This window comes from Sediminibacterium sp. (genome assembly GCF_051860225.1).
In the GTDB taxonomy this organism is placed as follows: domain Bacteria; phylum Bacteroidota; class Bacteroidia; order Chitinophagales; family Chitinophagaceae; genus Sediminibacterium.
Map to the genome: position 1 here is coordinate 662,214 of NZ_JBHYEI010000001.1, position 16,052 is coordinate 678,265.

The 16,052-nt window shown below is 35.8% G+C and carries 14 protein-coding genes; 4 read left to right on the forward strand and 10 right to left on the reverse strand.

The window, feature by feature from the left end:
* Positions 1 to 182 precede the first annotated feature (182 nt).
* On the reverse strand, positions 183 to 1,169 hold the full coding sequence (locus ACTIEI_RS02825; RefSeq protein WP_439504764.1) for a hypothetical protein: 987 nt from the start codon (positions 1,167 to 1,169) through the stop codon (positions 183 to 185).
* A gap of 39 nt (positions 1,170 to 1,208) precedes the next feature.
* Between ACTIEI_RS02825 and ACTIEI_RS02830 the strand changes: the two genes are divergently transcribed.
* From ACTIEI_RS02830 to kdsB, 3 genes are read left to right on the forward strand one after another with little or no spacing between them, the layout of a single operon-like run.
* Complete coding sequence (locus ACTIEI_RS02830; RefSeq protein ID WP_439504765.1) at positions 1,209 to 2,030, forward strand: sterol desaturase family protein; 822 nt, start codon at positions 1,209 to 1,211, stop codon at positions 2,028 to 2,030.
* Positions 2,031 to 2,047: 17 nt separating this feature from the next.
* Entirely contained in the window at positions 2,048 to 2,458 is a 411-nt protein-coding gene (locus ACTIEI_RS02835; protein ID WP_439504766.1) for a hypothetical protein, read from the forward strand.
* Positions 2,459 to 2,483: 25 nt separating this feature from the next.
* The gene (gene kdsB, locus ACTIEI_RS02840; protein WP_439504767.1) at positions 2,484 to 3,200 is read left to right on the forward strand and encodes a 3-deoxy-manno-octulosonate cytidylyltransferase; all 717 of its coding nucleotides are present in this window, start codon (positions 2,484 to 2,486) and stop codon (positions 3,198 to 3,200) included.
* On the opposite strand, the gene ACTIEI_RS02845 is transcribed toward kdsB, so the two are convergent.
* The 3 genes from ACTIEI_RS02845 to uvrB are packed head-to-tail and all read right to left on the reverse strand — an operon-like array spanning position 3,195 to position 7,870.
* On the reverse strand, positions 3,195 to 4,268 hold the full coding sequence (locus ACTIEI_RS02845) for an iron-containing alcohol dehydrogenase family protein (RefSeq protein ID WP_439504768.1): 1,074 nt from the start codon (positions 4,266 to 4,268) through the stop codon (positions 3,195 to 3,197). The genes kdsB and ACTIEI_RS02845 overlap by 6 nt on opposite strands.
* Before the next feature lie 29 nt (positions 4,269 to 4,297).
* Entirely contained in the window at positions 4,298 to 5,785 is a 1,488-nt protein-coding gene (locus ACTIEI_RS02850) for a glycoside hydrolase family 32 protein (RefSeq protein ID WP_439504769.1), read from the reverse strand.
* Between the two features lie 48 nt (positions 5,786 to 5,833).
* A complete protein-coding gene (uvrB, locus tag ACTIEI_RS02855; protein WP_439504770.1) occupies positions 5,834 to 7,870 on the reverse strand; it encodes an excinuclease ABC subunit UvrB in 2,037 nt (678 codons plus the stop codon).
* A 147-nt stretch (positions 7,871 to 8,017) separates the two neighbouring features.
* Between uvrB and ACTIEI_RS02860 the strand changes: the two genes are divergently transcribed.
* Positions 8,018 to 9,235, forward strand: a complete 1,218-nt coding sequence (locus ACTIEI_RS02860; protein ID WP_439504771.1) for a hypothetical protein — start codon at positions 8,018 to 8,020, stop codon at positions 9,233 to 9,235.
* Positions 9,236 to 9,238: 3 nt separating this feature from the next.
* Here the strand turns inward: ACTIEI_RS02860 and ACTIEI_RS02865 are convergent, their stop codons facing one another.
* From ACTIEI_RS02865 to ypfJ, 6 genes are read right to left on the reverse strand one after another with little or no spacing between them, the layout of a single operon-like run.
* A complete protein-coding gene (locus ACTIEI_RS02865; protein WP_439504772.1) occupies positions 9,239 to 9,829 on the reverse strand; it encodes a peptidylprolyl isomerase in 591 nt (196 codons plus the stop codon).
* 20 nt (positions 9,830 to 9,849) lie between these two features.
* The gene (locus tag ACTIEI_RS02870; protein WP_439504773.1) at positions 9,850 to 11,001 is read right to left on the reverse strand and encodes an esterase-like activity of phytase family protein; all 1,152 of its coding nucleotides are present in this window, start codon (positions 10,999 to 11,001) and stop codon (positions 9,850 to 9,852) included.
* A gap of 9 nt (positions 11,002 to 11,010) precedes the next feature.
* Positions 11,011 to 11,625, reverse strand: coding sequence for a response regulator transcription factor (locus tag ACTIEI_RS02875; RefSeq protein WP_439504774.1), 615 nt, complete (start codon positions 11,623 to 11,625; stop codon positions 11,011 to 11,013).
* Positions 11,615 to 13,468 carry a sensor histidine kinase gene (locus ACTIEI_RS02880; RefSeq protein WP_439504775.1) on the reverse strand — a complete coding sequence of 618 codons (1,854 nt, stop codon included), beginning with the start codon at positions 13,466 to 13,468 and terminating at the stop codon, positions 11,615 to 11,617. Before ACTIEI_RS02880 ends, ACTIEI_RS02875 begins: the two co-directional genes overlap by 11 nt.
* Positions 13,469 to 13,502: 34 nt before the next feature.
* Positions 13,503 to 15,158 carry an amidase gene (locus ACTIEI_RS02885; RefSeq protein WP_439504776.1) on the reverse strand — a complete coding sequence of 552 codons (1,656 nt, stop codon included), beginning with the start codon at positions 15,156 to 15,158 and terminating at the stop codon, positions 13,503 to 13,505.
* Between the two features lie 15 nt (positions 15,159 to 15,173).
* Positions 15,174 to 16,019, reverse strand: a complete 846-nt coding sequence (gene ypfJ / locus ACTIEI_RS02890) for a KPN_02809 family neutral zinc metallopeptidase (RefSeq protein WP_439504777.1) — start codon at positions 16,017 to 16,019, stop codon at positions 15,174 to 15,176.
* Positions 16,020 to 16,052 lie beyond the last annotated feature (33 nt).

Consider the following 16,052-nt stretch of genomic DNA (forward strand, 5'->3'; position numbering starts at 1 on the left):
GTGCCGACTTTATTAGGTTAAAAGAATTTTCAAATCGTCAATACGAGAATCATGACTAAAAATATTTTCTTCGTACATAACTAACAAAAAATGCAGTTAACATACCAAGAATAAAAAGATAGATTCCTTTTTTACTTTTATCATTCATATTTTTAAACCTTTATTAAATTTAAGTATTTTAATCAAATATGCTCCATTTCTAAATGTTCTTCTTTTAAACCTATTTTTTTATTAGAGAATAATAAGGCAAAAAAAATTGTTCCAATAAATAGCGTAATAAAGAAATTTCTTAAGCTATTATTAGTTCTTTCCGAAAAATCTTCGTTATGTGGGTTTTGAAGGATAATCGTGGTTCTTGGATAAAAAACACCCATCCTATTTTCGATTGATTTTAAAAAATATTTGGTTTCTTTTGATAGCTGCTTTCTCTCAACATATGGAATCCGCTTAATATCGTATGTGTTTAATTCTTCTTTACATTCATCATAAAATTGTCTAGCCATTTTATTTTTTATTTCAACAGAATACTTATTTGGCATTTCTTTATGAAATTTTACACCAAACCAATAAGGATGGCCCAATTTAGGGAAATAGTTTCCTGGAGAAAAAATTGGAATCGCAAAATAAATATCCATGTTTAGTCTTCTGCCCTTATTACTAGTATAAATTTTTGTAAATGAGCCTGTATGAACTCTAGCAAGATTTCCATTTTTCAATTGATAATATCTTCCTACTGGTTCTCTTTGAATATCTTCTATTCTATTTAGATTAATTAATTTGTCGGAACAAGTAGTATAATATGTTTGAATAAATACGATTAAAAAAACAAACCATATCCAAGAAAGTAATAAAAAAACATATTTGTTTAATTTGTTTTGCTCTGGAAAAACTAATAAATCAAGCTTTGGTAAAAGAAAAAAAAACAAAGCCATACCAGATAAAATAAGTGGTATAAGAAAATTCCATGTTTCTTCTTCAAAATCTATTGATGGAGCATAGTTTACAATTAGCCATCTACTAATAATTTCAAAAAAATTAATCCCGAAAATTAGTATAAATATTGTTGGAAATATTAATTGTAGTTTTTTCCAAAAAAGGGTTGAGAACTCCAATGTTTTCTTGTTTGAGTCTAAATTAACTAAAAGAATAATAAGGCCTGATATTTTCATTATTTCATTATTTGTATCTTACATTAAACTTTTAGCAAAATGATTGATTCCATTATTGACTATTTCAACACCATTCCCAGCTTACACAGAGCGCTTATTTTAGCGGGGGGAATTTTGTTTTTTTGGATGGTGGAAGGCATTGTGCCCTTGGCCAATTTTAAATACAATAAATACCGTCACGCGGGCATCAATTTATTTTTCACAGCCACTACCATCATCATCAATTTTGCATTTGCATTGATCATTGTTAAAGCGAGTGAATGGGCTATATCGAATCAATTTGGATTATTACAATTAACTCAATTGCCTGCTTGGGCAATGTTGATTGGGGGTTTGTTATTGCTTGATTTAGTTGGAGCTTATTTTATCCATTTTATTGAACACAAAATCAAATGGATGTGGAAGTTTCATATGGTGCACCATGCCGATACCCATGTTGATACCACCACTGCTAATAGACACCACCCAGGTGAAAGTGTTTTCAGGGCTGTATTCACTACTATTGGTGTAATCATTTGTGGTGCGCCCATGTGGTTGGTCATGTTGTACCAAAGTTTAAGTGCAGTTTTATCACAGTTTAATCATGCCAATATGCGTTTACCCCTTTGGTTAGATAATGCCATTAGTTGGGTAATCATTTCCCCCAATATGCATAAAGTGCACCACCATTATATGCAGCCTCAAACAGACAGTAATTACGGAAATATCTTTTCTATTTGGGACCGTTTGTTTGGTACCTATAATTACACTCCTGTAGAATCATTACGGTATGGTTTAGATGTGCTTGACGATAGCACTGATGAAGCACTCAACTATCAGATGAAAATTCCTTTTGACAACAGTATTAAAACACATTACTAAAATTTGTATTTTAGTGTATGAGTTTATTTGAATGGTTTTTTGAAAGAAAGAACCCTGCTCCTAGAGGGCATGCAGAATTTGGTGTACAACCCAACCCAGTTGGAGAAATGGCCAATTGGCAGAAAATTCTTTACCTACTCATCGGTGCTGCGATTTGGGTGTGCTATTTCTTTTTGTTTACAGTGGTGGAAGGTAAAGGGATTGAGGCAGTTATTTTGTTTGGACTAATTTACTTAGTGCTGGCCTTATTGGTTCATCCTAAACCAAGACATGACAATATGGGATGGGTAAGAGGAATTATTGATAATCCTTTTCGTTGGAGTGATGACGTAAATCGTTTCTTATTTTTCTTCGAAGCCATTTTACTTCCCGGCAAATTAATGATCCTTTTCTTTCGCATCATTTTTTTCTACTTCAGCCCTAGGTAGTGCATCTTTGTATAAAGTTATGTTTATGAAGATTGTTGCCATGATTCCTGCGCGTTATGCTGCCACTCGTTTTCCTGCAAAATTAATGCAAACACTAGGCAATAAATCGGTCATTCGTCATACCTATGATAATACGCTAGCCACAGGTTTATTCGGCGATGTAATTGTAGTAACTGATAGTGAAATCATTTTTAATGAAATCACTAGCAACGGAGGCAAAGCCATCATGAGTAAAAAAAATCATGAAAGCGGAAGCGACCGTATTGCGGAAGCTGCGGCTGATTTAGATGTAGACATCATTGTAAATGTGCAGGGCGATGAACCCTTTGTACAAAAAGACCCTTTAGAAAAATTACTCGCAACATTTAAAGAACCTACTGTTCAAGTTGCTTCTTTAATGCAGGAGTTAAAAGATCCAACTTTAATTGAAGACCCTAACTACGTGAAAGTGGCAGTGGACCGAAATATGAATTCACTGTTTTTTTCTCGCAGCGTTATTCCTTATCCGCGTGATAAAAATATTTCCATTCCATACTATGAACATATTGGGGTGTATGCTTTTCGTAAACAAGCATTACTCAATTTTACCAATTGGCCAATGACACCCTTAGAAGCAGCAGAAAAAATTGAATGCTTGCGCTACCTTGAATATGGTGTGCCATTAAAAATGGTGCTCACCCAATATATGGGAGTAGAAATTGATACGCCGGAAGATTTGCTTAAAGCTGCTAAGCTTTTATAGTCTTTCGTATAGTGCTCTGAGTTTTTCACGGGTCATGATGCTTTCCCAATCCTTTCCCAAAGCATTTTCCCATAAGGGTTTCATGCCTAATGACACGTTCATCATGGTTTCAAATTGCTCATCGGTTAATCCTTTACAAATTCCTTGCGGTATTTCAATTTGATTTTTATCTACCATCAATTTGAATTCTTTCACCCCTGCTGGATAATATTCTTCCAAATGATTCATGACAATGCAATTGCCAATACCATGCTTGGTACCTAGTAAATAACTCAAGCCATAACTCACTGCGTGTGCAACACCAACTTGTGAATAGGCAATGCTCATTCCTCCAGCATAAGAAGCCATCATCAATTGATCATCGCTTTCGTCATCCCAATGATTTTTTTCTACAAATACTTTTTGACAAAGCTGTAAAGCTTTCTCTCCATAGCTTTTGCTGAACTCGTTTAAATACGTGCCTTCTAAACTTTCTATGCAATGGATATAACAATCCATGCCAGTATAAAATCGCTGATTGGCTGGTGCGTCTTTCGTAAGTTCTGGATCTAATACTATTTGATCAAAAGGAGTAAAGTCTGAATTCATTCCCAACTTTCTAGTTGGTCCTGTTAAAACGGTGGTTCTGCTCACTTCTGCACCTGTTCCACTTAAGGTAGGAATACCTACTTTATATACACCTGCTTCTTGAACCAGGTCCCATCCTTGGTAATCGGCCGATGAGCCTGGATTGGTCATCATCAAAGAAACCGCTTTCGCTAAATCCATGGTTGATCCACCACCAATGCCAATCACCCCACTAATGGTTCCAAATTCTTCTTTTAATGAACGAGCCAATTCGTCTACTTGACTGGTCTTAGGTTCATAAGTAACATCCGCCAACACTATTTTATCTTTTCCTCTTAATGGAATACGATTCAACAAAGGCTTACCTTCAAAATAATGGTCTACTAAAAATACCATGGGAGCATCGCCCTTTCTATGTGGAGTCAATATTTCGTCTAGTTGATTAAAACTGCCGCGGCCAAAAACCACGTAACTAACCATTTTAAAATTCCTAAAGCTCATAGTGTTGTTTTACTTGGTAAAGATCGTATTTATTTCCAGATGGATCTCATTGGCCAAAAGCTAATCTGCTCGAATACTGTGTCATTTCCGTCACTAAAAAATTCAATACCCGTATCTGTTTCTTCTGGAAAAACTTGCGAAGTAAAAACCAGTTCTCCGTTATTTGCATAAACCTCAACGATGCTCTTATCAAAAAAGATATGCAGCTTTACTTTATCATTTTGTGTTTTTAAAGAAGCATATTTTTTAGCAGAAAGGGGGAACTGTTTACTAAAATTAGATGGGGTATTACTCCTATCGGTGAACAACTGTGCTGATTTTGCATCATACCCAATGATAAAACTATGGTTACCACCCACGGCAACTTTAATCCCACAAATACCATTTTTTACAGGCTTAAGGTCTACTTCCATTTCAAAACAATTGCTTTTAAAAGGGAGGGTGTAACTGTTCTTAACCGAAATAGTTCCGCTTAATCGTTCTTCCATGGAGCGTATTGCGCGCAAGGCTTTGATCGGTTCCTGTATCAAGGACCATTCCGATCCAATTTTTTTAACTGATAATTTTCGAGGAATAGACATAGCACCTTTCCATGGATCAGTCGGAATTTCATTGGCGTAATTCCAATTATTGACCCAGCCAATTGAAACGGGAATACGATCAGGGGTATTTTTAAAAGTAATGGCTGCATAATAGTCACTACCATAATCAGGTCTTACTATTTTGGTAGGGGAGTTTTCATTGTAAAATTTTTTTCCATCAAATTCTCCCACATAATATTGCATACTTGAATTCTGCGATATTAATAACACCCATTTCTTTTTATTGGTTTCTCCTGCTATGGGTACTTGAAATAAATCAGGACACTCCCATACACCCGATGTATCTCCAATAGGACCAAAGTTGCTTTGGAATGTCCACTGTTTTAAGTTAGGCGAAGTATAAATCGAGATCATTTTTTCAATAGGCATTGATACCATCATGACCCATTGCTTTGTTTGTTCGTACCAGAACACATTGGGATCCCTAAAATCGCGCTTATTCAAATCTAGTACTGGATTGCCTGCGAAGCTATTCCATGATCTTCCTTGGTCATTGCTAAAAGCCAGGTATTGGGATTGATTGATGCTGTCGTGCGCAGTGAATACCGCAACCATTGGTGGGTTTTCTTTCTTTTTACCAAGGGCACTGGTATTTTTAGTATCAACAACAACGGATCCAGAAAAAGCCATTTTACCCCTTTCTTCTTTGAGTGCTAAAGGAAGGGGTTTCCATTTCACTAAATCTTTACTAACTGAATGACCCCAACTCATATGTCCCCAAATATTACCAAAAGGATTATGTTGATAAAATAAATGGTATTCTCCATTATGATAAACCAATCCATTGGGATCGTTAATCCAATTTTTTTGTGAAGAAAAATGGTACTGAGGCCTAAACCGTTCTTCGTAAAAAGTCGTTTGAGCCTGCATTAAAAATGGAATTAAATTGAGTAGAAGGGGTGCCAGTTTTTTCATGAAATAAAATATGCTTGCTTAAATTTAATGCATTCTGGGCAGTACTAATTATTTCATTGCTTCTAGCTTTTTTTGCAGATTGAACATTTCGTCTCTTAATCTGGCTGCTTCTATAAAATCTAAATCTCTTGCAGCTTTCTCCATTTCTTTCTTCACTTTCTTAATGGCTGTTTCAACTTGCGGTATGGTTTTGAAATCAATTTGTTCTTCTGCTACATTAGACAATAATGATTCTTCTTGTTGTAAAGCATAAGGATTAGAAGGATCATAGCCTTTAATATCTAATACAGATGTTTGTGCAAATACCTGTTCCTTGCTTTTGGTTACTGTTGTGGGAGTAATACCATGTTCAGCATTGTAGGCAATTTGTTTGGCTCTTCTTCGAGTGGTTTCATCAATGGTGCGTTGCATACTTTCGGTCATTTTATCTGCATAAAAGATAACCAAGCCATTTACGTTTCTTGCAGCACGTCCAGCCGTTTGGGTTAAAGATCTTTCGTTACGCAAAAACCCCTCTTTGTCTGCGTCTAAAATAGCTACTAGCGACACTTCCGGCAGGTCCAATCCCTCCCTTAATAAATTCACTCCCACCAATACATCAATTACCCCCAAACGCAGATCACGTAAGATTTCTACGCGCTCTAATGTATCTACATCGGAGTGGATGTATTTTGATTTAATATTTATGCGGCCCAAATATTTATCCATTTCTTCCGCCATTCTTTTAGTTAGCGTGGTTACTAAAACACGGTCTCCTTTTTTAACTCGGTCGTCAATGGCATCTAATAAATCATCAATCTGATTGGTGCTGGGTCTTATTTCTATCGGTGGATCTAATAAGCCAGTAGGTCTTACTACCTGTTCTACTACAACACCACCCGTTTTTTCTAATTCATATTCACCAGGGGTCGCACTCACAAAAATGGTTTGACCTGTTAAGCTTTCAAATTCATGAAAGTTCAAAGGACGGTTGTCCATGGCACTGGGCAATCTAAATCCATAATCAACCAAGACCAGTTTTCTGCTTCTATCGCCTCCGTACATACCAGCAACTTGTGGAATCGTTTGGTGGCTTTCATCAATCACGCATAAAAAATCTTTGGGGAAATAATCGAGCAAACAGAATGGTCTTGTACCAGGCTTTCTTCTATCAAAAAATCTTGAATAGTTTTCAATTCCGTTGCAATAGCCTAACTCGCGAATCATTTCTAAATCATATTCTACTCTTTCCTTTAAACGAGACGCTTCTATAAACTTACCTACCGATTTAAAATAGTCCACTTGCAACATCATTTCATCTTGTATCTCGTGCATCACTTCAACAATCATGTCTTTAGGAGCAAGGTATAAGTTGGCGGGGAATATGGCTGCTGTGTCCATTAATCCTATCCGCTTGTTGGTAGCAGTTTCTATACTTTCTATCTCTTCAATTTCGTCTCCAAAAAAAGTAACTCGGTAACCAAAATCTACATAAGGCAAATTGATGTCTACCGTATCTCCTTTAACCCTAAAAGTACCGCGTGTAAAATCGCCCTGCGAACGATTGTACAACGAATTAACCAATGCATGCAAAAAACCCTGTCTTGACAATACTTGTCCTTTTTGTATGCGAATGATTCCATTCTCATATTCGGTAGGATTTCCCATACCATAAATACAACTTACGCTGGCTACCACAATGATGTCTCTACGGCCACTCAATAATTGGGAAGTGGCTTGCAATCTTAATTTATCTAGCTCTTCATTAATGCTCAGGTCTTTTTCTATATAAGTACCTGTAACTGGCATATAGGCTTCTGGCTGATAATAATCGTAGTAGCTTACAAAATAGCCCACTGCATTCTCAGGAAAAAACTGTTTGAATTCTCCGTAAAGCTGAGCCACCAATGTTTTGTTATGCGTTAAAACCAGCGTGGGTCGTTGTACCTGTTGAATTAAATTGGCAATGGTAAAGGTTTTACCACTTCCAGTTACCCCCAATAAAGTTTGGTACTGTTCGCCCTCGTTTACCCCATCCACCAATTCTTGTATGGCTTTTGGTTGATCCCCTGCTGGCTGGTAATTCGTGTGTAACTGAAAGGGCATAACTAAAATATTGAGCAAATTTAGCGGCAAATTGACCAAATCGGCCATTTTACTGCTTTTTAACAACGCTTTTGAAAAACTTAATATTAATTAATTGTTACCTTTTTGTAACTTCAGTGAAATGGGTTAGTTGTGAAAAGGAGGGTTTTGACCATATTAATCACCTGTTGCTTATGCTTTCAACTATTGAATGTTCAAAAGTTGTTTGCACAAGAAACGTCGCTTGAACGTATTCAAGCGTATATAGATTTTTATGGAGATACTGTTCATATACCCGGAGTTGGTGCATTACAAGTTCAGTTAGATCAACCTCTTTCACCTGCTTCAATTGAAGCGTTTTATTCCAATGTTAATCAGCTTCCATTTAATCAATTAGTTAATAACCTGCTAAACTATAAGCAAGAAAAACAATTAGACGATTGGTTGTTTTATCAGTTGATTAGAACCGCGGCGGAATCCATCAGTCCTAAAAAAGAAAACTACCATCGCTACACCCTATACAAATGGTTTTTATTGAATCAAACAGGTTATGCCGCAGTTACCCGATTAAGAAATGATACACTATTATTGTATGTTCAGTCCAATGAAAATGTATATGATATTCCCTCCATGTTGTACAATCAAGAACAGTATATCTGTTTAAATTACCATGATTATGGAAGCGATATAGATTTTAAACAAGGGCGTTTTCAGGATATCAAAGTAGTTACACGAAATAATGCTGTGAAGGGTTTTTCTTACAAGATTAATCGAATGCCCGATTTTAACGCCAACAGTTATGAAATAAAGCCAATTCACTTTGCTTATGGCCAGCGCAATTATGAGTTTAAGGTAAAAGTGAACAAGTCTATCAATAAACTCTTCAATAATTATCCTTCTGTTGAGTATGCTGTTCAGTTTAATGCGCCGTTAAGCAGTGCAACATATCAATCTTTAATTCCCGTGCTTAAAAAAACAGTTGCCGGGATGGATCAAAAAAAAGGGGTAGATTATTTAATGCATTTAACCCGCTCTTCTTTTGCATTTGAGAACGATGCTACATTATACGGCAAGGATAAAAGGTTTTCTCCTGAGCAAACATTGTTTTCCGAATACAGCGATTGCGAAGACCGTGCGGCTTTCTTTTTTTACCTAGTGAAAGAGATTTATAATCTTCCAATGATTGTATTGTCCTACCCACAACATGTTACTGTTGCGATTCAGTTTGATACTCCACAAGGAAACCCAATCGTATACAAGGGTAATCAATACTGGGTTTGCGAGCCTACACCTCAGTTTAAAAATTTAAAAATTGGACAAGGTATTCCATCACTTAAAAAAGAAGCTTTTGAAGTGGTCTATGAATACCAGCCTGCTTATCGCTAATTATTATTTTCGCCTGATTGTTTTAATAAAAACCGGTGGGTCCAAGTAATGATTAATTTCTTTAAGATTGTGTATTTTTCTAACAATTGGCATACCTCTTACTACTGATCCAAAAGCGGCAAAACCTAATCCATCTTCAATATTTTCTCCTCCATAATCAAAGCCGGTTTCATCTTCCACCATGATAAAAAATTCAGGGCCAGCAGAACCGGGTTCATTTCTTGCCATAGAAATTGTTCCCTCTTTATGTAAGATGCCCGTTTTATTGGTAGGTTCATGAGGAATACCTTGAAGACGCTGCGCTAATGCGTTATTCGATTTCCAAATTCCGCCCTGAATTAAAAACGCTTTAGGCGCATTGGAGGGTTGATTGTACATGCTTAACACCCGATAAAAATTGGATTGATCATAAAACCCTGAATCTATATACGATAAAAAAGCATTTGCCGTTAAAGGTGCTCGGTCTGTATATAACTCAATTTCAATATCTCCATATCCTGTTTCTATAATTACATGGGGTAAGCCTTTTTTGGTCTCTTCTTTACAAGAACATACGAATATTGTAAGGATAAATATAATTAGACGAATGGGCATAATTAAAAATTTAAACAAAACTATTTCGTTTTTAATCCCATTAAGATAATCTGTGAACGTTGCAGGGGACTAAAATTATTATCTGCAACCAATAAAACACTTCTATTTCCATTCGGTAATAATGGTCCCAAAGAAATGCCTTCAATATTGTCTGTAAATATTCCTAACTGATCCATATTCATCAAAAGAGTTTTTTTCATCGGTTGGTATAGTGCGGTGTCTTTTAGGGTAGCTATATTGGTAACATCAGAGGCAGCACCATAATCTGCTAAATAAATTTTAATGGTACAAGGTAATCTGCCTGTTGAAAAAGATCGTTCTAATACTAATAATTGATTATTTCCTATCCATAAAAACTCTGGAACTCCATTAACAATAAAGCCATTAGAAGGATTGGGTTGATGCGCTACTGGGTCTAATTCATAAGCATATTGCTTGATGCACTTTTTTGATTTGGTATCAAATGCAAAAAAACGAATCATCGCTTTGTTGGGCTGCAAATCTGCTCTAGGTCCATCTTCATAAAGTGGCTCTTCTAGATTAAGCATTAATAAACGATATTGATCTGCATAGCTCATCCCCTCCAATACTCCATTTTGTCTAGGCCCTTTTTCTGTTAATCTCATATAGAGATTTATTGGCATTTCTAAGCTGTCTTTCCATACTCCATTTGTATCAATAAAATAAACTCCTGGGTTGATTAGTATGCTTTCTTTGGGTCTAATAGATCGCTCTCCTTCACTGCTCCACACCAATTGATTAGTTCCTGGATGATAACGCATACTTTCTGGATCGGGCGTTTGTGTAGGATCGGTTTTGCTGCTTGGATAAGTTTTACCTTTATTGTCTAGCAGGAACGTACAGTTGGTGAAAACAACTGTGTCAATTTTATTATTATTAATCGCTATAGTGGCTGAATAAAATCTAGCAGGATTAATAGCTGAACGGTCATCAGAAATGAAATAGAACCTATCTTTTTTAACATCATAATCAATAGAGGACAAACCTCCAACTGTGGATTTATTAAACTGGAAATTATTGGGTATGGTATAGGTATCTAGATAAGCTAAACTAGCTTCTTCAGGTGGAGTTGTTAAGGTAATTTGCTTTATGCTCTTACATGAAACAGTAAATAAAAAAAATAGAAGAATGGTTGGTAGAATATATTTCATATAATATTATTATAAGCGATTAACTTTTGCATATTGGACCACCATGGCGGTGTTTTTTAAATTAAGTTTTCGCAGAATATTTCTTCGATGAGTATTGATAGTTAATACACTTAAATTAATGGTATTGGCTATTTCCTGGCTAGTAAGTCCTTTACTAATTAATGCTATAATCTCTTTTTCTCTTTTGCTTAATCCTCCATCTTGATCCGTTAATTTAGATTCAATTTTTTCTCCCCACATATAAACTTTGTTGCCCAATAAGACTTGTTCTATGGTTTCAATTAATTCATCGGAAGAAAGATTTTTAATAATATATCCTTTAACCCCTAATAAGCTGCATTGATGCATGATATCGCTGTCATTCTCCATACTCAGAATAATAATAGCTGCATTGGGGTATTTATGTAATATTCTTTTGGATACCTCGTATCCATTTCCGTCCGGGAAATGATAGTCTAATAAATAAATATCTGGCCTTCTATCTTCGTATAACTGGAAGGCATCCTTGGCAGTAAAAGCTTCTCCAACCCATTTTATCCATTCTTGGTCTTTTAAAACACTTTGTATGCCTTCCACAAATATTTTATGATCGTCGGCAATCGCAACTTTAGTTCTATTTAGCATTAAATGGGGTTTTCGATCCAACAATTTCTATTACAATACTAGTCCCTTTTGTGTTTGAATCTATCAAAATTTTTCCATTTAGGTACTCTACTCGATACCTGATATTTTTAAGACCAATCCCTTCTGATTGATTAGGGGTAAACCCTATTCCATTATCTTCTACCAACAAAGTAATCATATCATTGTTTTTTTCTTCCCATAGTGAAATATATACTTCAGTTGCTTGAGCATGTTTTTTAACGTTATGAATTAACTCTGACACAATCCTATAAATACCAGCTTCCACGGCCAATGGAAACCTTGTTGTTAGGGAGCAATCAAAATAGGTTTTAAACTCATTAGATAAATTCCACCTAGCAACTGTTTTTTCCAAAATAGCAACCATTCCTTTTTCTGGGAGGTTTACAGGCATTAAGTCGTGGGCTATATTTCTAAGGTCTTCAATTGCTTCTGATAATTGATTATCTAGCCAATGTTGATTGTTGGGCTCTTGCTTTAGTTTATTGAAAGCACTTATTCGTATACTACCCAATAAACCCCCTAATCCATCGTGTAATTCACGGGCCAGCCTAGACCGTTCTTCTTCTTGTGTTTGTATAAGTCTGTCTGCGTATACGCTTCTTTCTAAATCTAATTGCTGCTGGGCTTGTTCTCTCTCTCGTTTATAGTGATTGTAGCGTTGTGTCAATCCAAAAGAAAGTATGGTACTATTTGCTAATATTCCTATAGCAGATCCATATTTGTTAATAAAGAAAACCCAGCTATCTTGAACATTGTATTGAGATAAAATAATCAAAATGCTAAAAATGGCATGTGCCATAAATGCAGCTAAATAAAAGAGAGAAAGTGCTTTTGCGTTTTTATAACTTTTGAAAATAAAAAACATAACCGTTAACATCGAAAGCAACCACAAAATATTAGCAACACTAAGCGTTAAATACCTAATCCATACATTAGCTAGTGATATATTGCTAGTTATAAAAATGCACAATAATAAAAGCAGCAATAATTGTAGTACTCTGGTAAAGCCATTGTACAATGGCTTTTTTTCCATTGGGGTAAAATACCTTCTACTTAATTCAAGAATTAGAATAAAAGAAGTAGTACTAAATATAGGTCTTGCCTTGCTGGCCATTTCGGGGTGATTGGGCCAAATATATTGGAAGCCTAAACCCCTATTAGATATAACCCAAATTGCAGCAGAACTCACAAAAAGTATATAAAAGAAATGAATATTATCCCTGAGGGAAACCCATAAAAACAAGTTCAGTAAAACTAGAAAAACCATCCATCCAACAAAAATGCCGTACGCCATTTTTTGATCAGATAAATATTGTATCATTTCTTTTTCTTCCACAAATCTTATTGGAAGATCTAATGATTCCCCTTTTTTATCTACCTCAATTAATAATGCTTGGGTATTACTTGGAATTTTAAACCAAAAATCTGGATCATTTAATTCGCGTTGTTTGAACTTAAAATAATCACCTGATTGAAATCGCAGATTCAATAAATGATTATTAATTGAATAGATATTGATTCTATTGATATGTGGGTTTGCGATTTGCAAATAATTAACCTCAGATTGATTGGTTTTGATATATACCCACCATTTATATTGAGTAAATCCTGGGTTAAAAAAACCATTTCGAATGCTATCTTTTTTAAGCAATAGTGCCTCTAGGGCTTTTTCTGGATTGTAATTATTCTTATCTGCTAATACATATATAACCGGCTCTTTATAATTTTCTTTTGCTTGTGTAATGGTATAAACCCAATATACTAATCCTGTAAAAAGCAATAAGCTGAAAATGACGGCAATGTGCTTGTTGCTTCTTTTCATATTGATGAAATGATAGATTGAATTTGTTTGCAAATCATTTTAAAAATAAAGGGGGATGCATGCTTTCCCAACTGGTAGCCTGCTGATAGTATTTTGCGGCAAGTAATATAGCTGCTTCGTTATAAAGATTTCCAATGAAGCTAATACTGGTTGGCAAACCAGATCTTTTATCGAATCCTGTTGGGGTACACACTACTGGCTGACCCGTTAAATTGGTGATTGCGGATTGATTTCCACTTCCTCTGGTCGGGCAAATTAGTACATCAATTTGTTCAAGTGCTGCATGTACTTTTTGCTGTAATTGGTAACGAATTCGATTGGCGTTCACATATTCAACCGCGGGAACTAATCTGGATACCCTAAAATTATTAGGCCAATCAAATGGTCCTTGTCTAGATAATTCATCATCAATATTGAATCGGGTCAATTCATCAAAAGCAGCAGCAGATTCTGCACTTATGATCACATCCATAATATTGGCTTTATAAACCGAAGTATCTGGAAACGATATTGGAATTAGTTCAACACCCATTTGTTTAAATGTTTCCAATACCTTCCATTCATTTCTTGAAGTGTCTTTAATTAAATCAAAATAGTTTTTTGCAAACCCTATTCTTAATTTTTTAATATCGCCCTCGGGTTGATAATTAAAAGGAATATTCACCGCAGAAAGATCTAATCCATCTGTTCCATGAATATAACTAAATACAATAGCTGCGTCTTCAGCAGATCTACATATAGGACCAATTTTATCCAGGCTCCAGCTTAAAGCCATTGCACCTGTTCTACTAATTCTTCCAAATGTTGGCCTTAATCCAGTTGCCCCGCAAGTTGAGGATGGAGATATAATTGATCCCCAGGTTTCAGTTCCTATTGCAAACGGAACCAATCCCGCAACGGTTGCAGAAGCTGAACCCGCAGAAGAACCCGAAGAACCTGTTTTAAGATTCCATGGATTTTTCGTTCTTCCTCCATACCAATAGTCTCCCATTGCTAGTGCCCCTAGAGTAAACTTAGCAACCATTACCGCACCTGCATCTTTTAAGCGATTATATACATAAGCATCTTCCTCAATTACCTGATCTTTATAGGGTGTTGCACCCCAAGTAGTTTTTGTTCCTTTAACTGAAAACAAATCTTTCAACCCATAGGGTATGCCATGCAGTGGGCCTCGGTATTTTCCAGCTGCAATTTCTTCGTCTGCATTTTTTGCCTGTTCTAGCGCTAGCGATTCAGTAATTGATATAACACACTGTAAGCTATCTGCATGCTGTTTAATTCGATCAATAAAAAACCTAGTTAGTTCTACAGAACTTATTTTTTTGTTCTTGATTAAGATTGACAAGTCTGCAATACTATAAAAGGCTAATTCGGCTTTATTTTCTGGCAATTGAATCTTCTTATTAAACTTCCATTTAATATTCTGTTGTTTGCTATTAATTTGTAAACCTGGTACCATAGGGTTTTGCCATAAACTCATCGGTATAGCATTATTCAGTTTAATTTTGTGCATATCCTTATATACACTTAGGTTGTCTTTAATACCAGCATACATAGTATCTACTTCTTTGCTGGTAAATTGCAAATCAAACAACTTGGAAGCCGATACAATATCTTGTTTCTGAATAGTGTCTTGCGCATTAGACTGTATTCCAAATAAGAGGGCAATAAAAAATGAAATTTTTTTCATAATTATAGATTCAGATTATTCCGCTTGATTTTGAGCAAAAGTGTTTCCTTTGAATGGATCTCCTGTTTCAAATCCTTTTTTAAACCAATACATTCTTTGTTTTGATGTACCATGTGTAAAGGCATCGGGTACAATATATCCTTGTTGTTGTTGTTGAAGCCGATCATCGCCAATAGCATTGGCCGCATTTAATGCCGCTTCAATATCTCCTTGCTCCAAAATATTTCTAAGCCTATTAGCATGATGCGCCCAAACACCCGCAAGAAAATCAGCTTGTAATTCTAATTTTACAGATAATTGGTTGTACTCTTTTTCAGAGAGTTTGGATTTCATTTGTTGAACAGCTGCCGCGGTTCCGTTTAATTGTTGGATATGATGCCCTACTTCGTGGGCAATTACATAAGCCATTGCAAATTCTCCTGGTGCATTAAACCGTTCTGATAATTCTTTAAAAAAAGAGAGGTCAATGTATACTTTCTTGTCAGCTGGACAATAAAACGGACCGCTAGCATCGCTAGCAAATCCACATCCAGACTGGGTTTGTTGTGTAAACAATACTAATTTGGGGGCTTCATAAATCTCGCCTCTTTCGTTGTAGATTGAGTCCCAAACATCCTCAGTATATGCCAATACCACTTTTGTAAATGAAGCCAATTTTTCTTCTTCTGCGCTAGTGGTTTTTGTAGAAACTTGCGGGGTTTGCTGTATTACTTGATTCACCACCACGGCCGGGTCTCCGCCCAATAAAATATACAGTAATCCAATAATAATGGTTCCTATCCCACCTCCTGCAATTAATCCAGAGCCACCGCCTCTGCGATCTTCTACATTATTACTTTCTCTATTGCCCATCCAACGCATAACTACAAATTAACAATAAAGGATAGCTTGAAC

Excerpts from the sequence above, each read along its gene's own strand:
- ACTIEI_RS02850 (WP_439504769.1), bottom strand. The coding sequence starts at position 5,785 with ATGAAAAAACTGGCACCCCTTCTACTCAATTTAATTCCATTTTTAATG.
- ACTIEI_RS02875 (WP_439504774.1), bottom strand. The coding sequence starts at position 11,625 with ATGCTAAATAGAACTAAAGTTGCGATTGCCGACGATCATAAAATATTT.
- ACTIEI_RS02835 (WP_439504766.1), top strand. The coding sequence starts at position 2,048 with ATGAGTTTATTTGAATGGTTTTTTGAAAGAAAGAACCCTGCTCCTAGA.
- kdsB (WP_439504767.1), top strand. The coding sequence starts at position 2,484 with ATGAAGATTGTTGCCATGATTCCTGCGCGTTATGCTGCCACTCGTTTT.
- ACTIEI_RS02825 (WP_439504764.1), bottom strand. The coding sequence starts at position 1,169 with ATGAAAATATCAGGCCTTATTATTCTTTTAGTTAATTTAGACTCAAAC.
- ypfJ (WP_439504777.1), bottom strand. The coding sequence starts at position 16,019 with ATGCGTTGGATGGGCAATAGAGAAAGTAATAATGTAGAAGATCGCAGA.
- ACTIEI_RS02830 (WP_439504765.1), top strand. The coding sequence starts at position 1,209 with ATGATTGATTCCATTATTGACTATTTCAACACCATTCCCAGCTTACAC.
- ACTIEI_RS02845 (WP_439504768.1), bottom strand. The coding sequence starts at position 4,268 with ATGAGCTTTAGGAATTTTAAAATGGTTAGTTACGTGGTTTTTGGCCGC.
- ACTIEI_RS02880 (WP_439504775.1), bottom strand. The coding sequence starts at position 13,468 with ATGAAAAGAAGCAACAAGCACATTGCCGTCATTTTCAGCTTATTGCTT.
- ACTIEI_RS02885 (WP_439504776.1), bottom strand. The coding sequence starts at position 15,158 with ATGAAAAAAATTTCATTTTTTATTGCCCTCTTATTTGGAATACAGTCT.
- ACTIEI_RS02865 (WP_439504772.1), bottom strand. The coding sequence starts at position 9,829 with ATGCCCATTCGTCTAATTATATTTATCCTTACAATATTCGTATGTTCT.
- uvrB (WP_439504770.1), bottom strand. The coding sequence starts at position 7,870 with ATGCCCTTTCAGTTACACACGAATTACCAGCCAGCAGGGGATCAACCA.
- ACTIEI_RS02870 (WP_439504773.1), bottom strand. The coding sequence starts at position 11,001 with ATGAAATATATTCTACCAACCATTCTTCTATTTTTTTTATTTACTGTT.